Annotated in this window: 6 protein-coding genes and 1 tRNA gene; 1 reads left to right on the top strand and 6 read right to left on the bottom strand. The window is 63.6% G+C overall.

What is annotated here, in order from left to right:
* Positions 1-470 (bottom strand): disulfide bond formation protein B (locus tag EOA28_RS21800; RefSeq protein WP_148670793.1); only part of this gene is annotated, 470 nt, incomplete at its 3' end.
* Positions 471-495: 25 nt separating this feature from the next.
* Positions 496-1,083 (bottom strand): YqaA family protein, encoded by a 588-nt coding sequence (locus EOA28_RS21805; RefSeq protein WP_042641375.1) that lies wholly within the window; start codon positions 1,081-1,083, stop codon positions 496-498.
* A gap of 334 nt (positions 1,084-1,417) precedes the next feature.
* On the opposite strand from EOA28_RS21805, the gene EOA28_RS21810 reads away from it, so the two are divergent.
* Positions 1,418-1,502, top strand: a tRNA-Leu gene (locus tag EOA28_RS21810).
* Positions 1,503-1,649: 147 nt separating this feature from the next.
* On the opposite strand, the gene EOA28_RS21815 is transcribed toward EOA28_RS21810, so the two are convergent.
* The 4 genes from EOA28_RS21815 to EOA28_RS21830 form a co-directional block, all read right to left on the bottom strand.
* Positions 1,650-2,624, bottom strand: coding sequence for an ABC transporter transmembrane domain-containing protein (locus EOA28_RS21815; protein ID WP_128315246.1), 975 nt, complete (start codon positions 2,622-2,624; stop codon positions 1,650-1,652).
* A 538-nt stretch (positions 2,625-3,162) separates the two neighbouring features.
* Positions 3,163-4,323 (bottom strand): YncE family protein, encoded by a 1,161-nt coding sequence (locus EOA28_RS21820; protein ID WP_127250963.1) that lies wholly within the window; start codon positions 4,321-4,323, stop codon positions 3,163-3,165.
* Between the two features lie 68 nt (positions 4,324-4,391).
* On the bottom strand, positions 4,392-5,672 hold the full coding sequence (locus tag EOA28_RS21825) for a GNAT family N-acetyltransferase (protein WP_127250962.1): 1,281 nt from the start codon (positions 5,670-5,672) through the stop codon (positions 4,392-4,394).
* Positions 5,672-6,066, bottom strand: a 395-nt coding sequence (locus EOA28_RS21830; protein WP_189342132.1) for a polysaccharide biosynthesis C-terminal domain-containing protein, incomplete at its 5' end; no start/stop codon positions are given. The genes EOA28_RS21830 and EOA28_RS21825, both read right to left, overlap by 1 nt.

A 6,066-nucleotide genomic window follows, 5' to 3' on the forward strand; every position in this document is an offset into this window, starting at 1 on the left:
CGGGCGATAGCGTTCCAGCCGGCGAGCGAGAGACCGAGGATGCGGAGCGCCGCCTTGTCGCAGGAGGGCGGCACGAATTTGTCGAGCGCGTCGAGCACGCCCTTGCCGCCGGTGTCGACCGGGCCGGCGCCCGCCGTGCAGTCGGTCGGGCCGGCCCACCAATGCCATTCGACGCCGGAGTGGTAGACGCCGAGATAGAGGCCGTAGAGCATCAGCAAGCCGCCGATCCCCAGCAGGCCGCGCGTAGCCCAGGCCGGCGCATGAAGCATCGAGGCGATTACCGCCAGCAGCATCAGCGGCGCGCCGACATAATAGGGCGTGCGCTGCTCGAGGCAGAGATGGCAGGGGATGTAGCCGCCGATATATTGGAAAGCCAGCGCCGAGCCGACGGTCGCGGCCATGGCGACGGCGAGAAAAAGCGCCGCGCGCGTGCGCTGGCGTCCGGTGTCGGCATTCATGGTCGCTGTCATCTAATCGGATCCGTTTGTTGCGTCGCTATCCGTGGGCGTATCTGACGAGGATATAGAGCAAAATCAGGGCAGCCGCGCCGGCGCCGACGATCAATCCCAAGCGCTTTTCGATGAACTCCCGGATCGATTCACCATAGCGGCGCAACAGCCAGGCCAGCAGCAGGAAACGCGCGCCGCGCGCCACGATGGCCGAGACGACGAAGACAAGAATGTTGACGTGAAGCGCGCCGGCCAGAATGGTGACCACCTTGATCGGCGGCAGGTGCGCAGCGCCGGATGTGACGAGCAGCACGAGCATCAGCCCGGTGCCGGAGGACTGCCACCTCTCGAAGGTGTCGAGGCCGCCGAAATGCTCCAGGATCGGCCGCGCTATCGTGTCGTAGGCATAGTAGCCGATCAGCCAGCCGGCAATGCCGCCCAGCACGGAGGCAACAGTGGCGGTCAGCGCATAGCGATAGGCGCGGTCGGGCCGCGCCAACGCCATGGGCAGGAACAGCACGTCGGCCGGTATGAAGAACACGGAGCTTTCGACGAAGGCGATGAAGGCCAGCCACCATTCGGCGGATTTGCGCGCCGCCAGCGACAGGGTCCAGTCGTAAAGTCCGCGAAGCATCGGCTCTCCTAATGCAGTCGACGCAATTCCCGACGGAAAACCGCAGCGCGCTTTTCCTGGAATTGCTCTGATCAAAGTCACCCGGGACGCTTGGCGGTTTTGGGCAACGGCAGGCAGGAAGACAAGGACCCAAAGCGCCGCATCCAGCTTCCGGATGCGAGGCGCTCAATGCTTCGCCTGTCTAGAAAGATTTTCCGCGCCGCACAATGTCTGCGTCGCCACGAGGCCGAAGGGTGGGCGATGCCGCCGGTTGCGCGGGCAAATCCGCAACAGGCCAGTTGACGAACACCCATCCGCCCGTATAGTCCGCGCCCATCCAGGCCGCCCGGCCTGAGCCCCTATGGCGGAATTGGTAGACGCGCTCGACTCAAAATCGAGTTCCGCAAGGAGTGCTGGTTCGATCCCGGCTAGGGGCACCACCACCTTCATGCAGGTGTTGACGTATTTTACCGTCGGGTCGACCGGCGCAGGGCGCTTAACAAAAGCAAGACCGTCACCCACGGGCGCCAACACCAACCATCGGCTTGCGCTTGCGGAGCACCGGTTCCGGCAACAGGCTGGCAAGATCATCGATCTATTCTGTGCGCGGAATGTCCGGTTTGCGCGGGATGATCGCCGTCAACCCACTGGACGATCATCCGGAATTGCACTTTCGCTTGCGAATAGGAGCGATAGAAGTCGAGAAGTTCCCCTGTGGGTTCCGACAAGCGTTGGAAGCCCGAAATAAAGGCGACGACCGTGCCGATCGTCGTCTGCCCGCGGATCACAAGATAGCCGCCAACGATCAGGACCATCAGGGACCCCGCCGCGTTGGCTATATTCAGCAACGTCTTCAGCCCGAATTTCAACAAATAGAATTCGATGCGGGTGCTGAAGATCGTGCGTATGGTGCGAAAGGCGGCTCGGCGCTTCGTCGAGTGGCTGGCGAAGGAATTGACTGCTTGGTTGCCAAGCTTTCGGACCAGCGCGACCTGCCGTTCCACGAGTGTGTTCAGGTCCTTCTGCATGTAAAGCGCAAGCAGGATTTGCGGCAGGAGTGACACGCCGCTGACCAGAGCGATCACCGGCTGCATGTAGGTCATGTAAGATGCGACGGAGACCATCAGCGTGACGTTGACCACGCAATCAGAGATGCTGGTGCCGACAAATCCGCCAACATAGTCGATCTCGTTGCCGATGATGCCGGCGGTCTGACCACTCCTTGCGTGCTCGCGCGCGGACCTTTGCGTGGCGACGAGAGCGAGTTGGTCGCGGGCCGTCTTCACCACGCTCTCTCCGACCCAGCCTTGATAGACGATCAGTGCGTATTTCAGGCCCGCATGCAGGAGTATAGCCCCAAGATAAAGGCCGCCGAGCATCAGCAGCCCCCGAACGTCCTTGTCGGCAATTGCCACATCGACGACCCGTCTCTGCAGGTCGATGGGTAGAAAGTTGGCCAATGCAACCGAAGTCGCGATCACGCTGACATAGACCTGTTGCATGCCGCTGGCGCGCCGGACAAAACTGGGAAACTTCTCGCCAGGGCGCATCGCGTCGGCCATCGGCTCAAACGGGGCGAAGCGCCGCGCAATTGTCGCGAAAATTCCGCTCACCTTCGGTGCGCCTCCGTCGTATCCATTTCCGGTCCAACCGATCAGAGCAACGCACCCTGTCGGTGACCTGCTGAACAGGCAGCCTCTGTCAGGGCCGGGACTGCCGCCCGGTCATGCCTTTTGCCAGCCCACGCCACATGAGGAGGCTGAGTTCTCTATCTTCACGGTTTGATAGCGAACAAGGCCGCGAGCCCCTTTGATCGGCATCAAGGCCAGGGGAATTTACGATCCGAGCTGAACCAGGCAGGCTGCGCGATAGATACGCTGGAGAACTCCGAGCCGTCCGTGTCGATATTTTGAAGTATGCGTTTCAGGCTTGGAACGATCGGCGCGAGCGTGGCAGGCATTTGGCGCGCACATCATAAGCTGCAATTCCGCTCCCGGACATTCAGACGCTCTGCAAAATGGCAGGCGTGACGTTCAAAGGATCGTGCAGGTCGACTACACAATGCCGGCTGCGTTGAGTCTATTAGCGGCGTCCAGCCTCCTACCGCATATTGCCCGTATGCCCTTGCGAGTAGCGCCCCGGCTGCGGCCATACGGTGAGCCCATGCGGCTCTAGGCCGACGCGGATTTTCGTCACGGCGCCGCTCGTCGTGTCGATCATATAGACGTCGCTGTCGAAGCGGCCGGAGAGCCATAGCTGCTTGCCGTCGGCGCTGACATTGCCCATGTCGGGGCTGCCGCCGCCGGGGATCGGCCATTGCGCGACCACGGCGCGGGTGGCGAAGTCGATCACGGTCACGCTGCCCGGACCCTTGGCCTTGCCCTGCTCCATCTTGTGCGAGCCGCGATTGGAGACATAGAGCCGCTTTCCGTCGCGGCTGACGACGAAACCATGCGTGCCGATGCCGGTGGGGATGAAGCCGATTTCCTTGAAACTGTCGCCGTCGACCAGGAACACGCCGTCATTCATCATGTCGGCGACGTAAAAGACCTTGCCGTCGGGCGACAGGCGGATGTCCTGCGGCATGCCCATCCTGGAGAGGTCGAGATGGCCGAGCACCTTCTGGTTCTTCAGGTCGATCTTGGCCAGGCCGCCATCGCCATATTCGCAGGTGAAGATCGCATAGGAGCCGTCGACCGAGAAATCGGCATGGTTGATGCCAAGGCAGGTCGGCGTCGGCAGGCTCGATTTCAGCGCCATGGTGTGCGGGTCGCGGAAATCGAGCTGCTGCAATGCCTCGTCAACGACGATTGCCGCGCTGCCGTCCGGCATGAAATAGAGGTTGTAGGGATCGTCGACCGAGACCTGCTGGCCGGGCTTGGCCGTCATCGGGTCGATCGGCGTCAGGCTGCCGTTTTTGCCGGTGCCGTTGTTGGCAACCCACAGCGTCTTCAAATCCCAGGATGGCACGACGTGCTGCGGCTTGCTGCCGACATTGAAGCGATCGACTTCCTTGAGCGTCACGCTGTCGATCACCGAGACGCTGTTGGAGGAGCGGTTGGGCACATAGACGCGCGGCAGCGACCCGGTCGTCACGGGGCTCAGATGACCGGCAGCGGTGTGTTTGTAGATGTTGACGGCGGGCGGCGGCGGTTCGCTGCAGCCCTCGGGGCACGTATCGGCCCAAGCTCGAGCAGGCAGGAGCGCAATCAGCAGCAGGGCCGCACGAAGACTGGTGTGACGCAAAAGGCTTCTGATCATCTGGATGGTTTCGTGAAGGCCCGGCCCGAGTTCCCGCCCGGACCCATAGCTTGTGTCCCGCCGTCGATCTAGCGCCTTTTCAGGAAGCTCCGCATGCGGTTGCGCAGCAGGCGCGCCATGTTGCGGGTCTCGCGGTAGAGGTGCAGTTGCGAGGCCGCCTGGCGGGCCAGCCGGTCGGCATCCGGCGTCAGCCCGATCACCAGCGTGCCCATCGGCTTGCGCTCGCTCCACAGGCGGCTCATCACAGGATGGTCCGGAACCGCGCAGGAATCGGTCATGACGATGTTGGGATCGTCGAGATGCTGCTTGGTCACCTCGATCATCAGCAGCGTGCCCGGCGAATAGGCGGAGAGCGTCTCGTCATAGGCCGTCTTCCAGGTGTAGGCGACGCCGGCCTCGACGAAGACAACCAGGCAGGCGATGGCGCGGCCGTCGAGCGTCAAGACATGGATGCGGCACATATCCTGCTCGGCCAGCCGGTGCACGGCCTCGCGGGCGAAGGCGGCGCGATAGCGGTCGATCGCCATGGCGGTGCGCTCGCGACCCTTCCAGCCGGCGGCCTCCAGCGTCAGAAAGCTTTCGATGGCATGGCGGATCTCGTCCGGCCCGCGCGCAACGACGTGCTCGAGCTTGCCGAGGTCGGCGAGGCGCCGCTTCAGCCGGCGGAATTCGCGGTAATGGTGCGCGCGCAGCGATGCCTTGAGGTAGTCCTCGCCGTCGGCGTCGCTTTCAAGCACCGGGCGCTCGAGCTTGCCGGTGGTCACCAGGGTCAGGCCGCGGCTGTCGGCAAAGGAGGTGAGCAGGCTCGCGACCGGACCGTCGAGGCGCATGTCGGGCAGCACGAAGACTTTTGGCAGCTTGAGATGCGGCCGCGACAGCATCGAGAAGAAATCCTCGATGACGCCGATCGGATCGTCGCGGTCGACCAGCGGCGTGCCGAGCGGGCCGAACGGGCTCGACCATGTGCGCATCACCGGAACGCCAAGCGGGATCGCCGGCCGCTCGACCGAGAAGGGCACCAGAAGACGCAACCGGTTGCGGTATTCGTCGCCGTCGCGGATGACGGCCAGCCGCACCTCGCGGTCCTCCAGCCGGGGCATCGCCGGGGCCAGGAAGCGCGGGTTGAAGAAGACATTGGGCTCGACCGTGCGGGCGCTGAGATAGTCGAGTTCCTCGACAAGGTCGAAACCGGCCGAGGCCGGGTAGATGGCGAGCTTGCGTTCCGGCCTGTTGCTGGCGAAGAGCTCGATATGGGCGGGGTCGACCTCGCGCGCCAGGCCGGCAAGATTGGAGACCATGGCGCCGGCGGGGCCGCCGCTCGTCTCTTCAAGCAACGGGACAGCGGCCATCAGGCGACTTCCTTTCTTGCGGGCACGAAGATCGCCATCACGATGCCAAGCTTGCGCCAGACGGTGAAGGAGAGCGCGCTGGCCTCGAAGACCATGGCGAGGCTTGTGGCCATCGCCGCGCCCCAGAGGCCGAAGAGCGGGATCAGCAGCACGTTGAGGCCGATGTTGAGGGCGAGCGTCATGGCATAGACGGCGGCGCAGATGTTCTGGTTGCCGCTCATGGTGAGCAGGCTCTCGCACGGTCCGACGGCGGCGCGCGCCACGACGCCCAGCACCAGCAGGAAGAGCAGCGGATAGCCGGCGGTGAATTCGGGGCCGAACAGCACCAGCATCGGCTCGCCCAGCGCCAGCACCAGCAGCGCCATCAAAAGCGAAGGCCAGAAGGTCCAGGAGA

This window comes from Mesorhizobium sp. M2A.F.Ca.ET.067.02.1.1, from assembly GCF_004023285.1.
Taxonomy (GTDB): domain Bacteria; phylum Pseudomonadota; class Alphaproteobacteria; order Rhizobiales; family Rhizobiaceae; genus Mesorhizobium.